This window comes from Rhodanobacter fulvus Jip2, assembly GCF_000264315.1.
In the GTDB taxonomy this organism is placed as follows: domain Bacteria; phylum Pseudomonadota; class Gammaproteobacteria; order Xanthomonadales; family Rhodanobacteraceae; genus Rhodanobacter; species Rhodanobacter fulvus.
Genome location: NZ_AJXU01000120.1, coordinates 1 through 530, shown reverse-complemented (window position 1 = coordinate 530; position 530 = coordinate 1). Strand labels below are relative to the sequence as shown.

Sequence of the window (530 nt, the reverse complement as noted above, 5' to 3'; positions counted from 1 at the left end):
CTGTGAAGCAGCATATTCAAATATTTTTGCAACAAGTCGTTCTATAGCCTCTGGCGAGAATACATTTTTCTCAAGGTGCTCTATAACAATATTTTCCACATAATTTTTATTAATTGCTTTCATGTCGCAAGTTTTCGTTCTTTTACGGGTAGAACATTCATAACTGACATACAGATCTTTATTTCTGCCAGCATATTTCCTTGTGCCGGTCATGGCACCACCGCATTTACCGCAGAAAATTAATCCAGATAAAAGATATATTTCTTTTGCTGAATTTGCCCCCTTCTTATTCTTTTCCATACGTCTTTGCACCGCCTCCCATATTTCATCAGATATTATTCGTGGCATACCACCTTCAATCCTGATGATTTCATCCTCACTTTTACTTTTGTGATGATTCCTTTTTCCATTAATTTTCCGTTCAGTACGATTAAAAATGTAAACCCCTCTATATTTCTCGTTTTTGAGTATGTCATGAATACTATTCTTACCAAACGGTCTACCTGTCTGTGTTTTGTAGCCTTCCTGGT

1 protein-coding gene is annotated in these 530 nt (G+C 36.4%); it reads right to left on the bottom strand.

Translation table 11 applies throughout. The features are described 5' to 3' along the window. A partial coding sequence (locus tag UU9_RS17755) for a recombinase family protein (RefSeq protein WP_193385320.1) occupies positions 1-530 on the bottom strand: 530 nt, incomplete at both ends.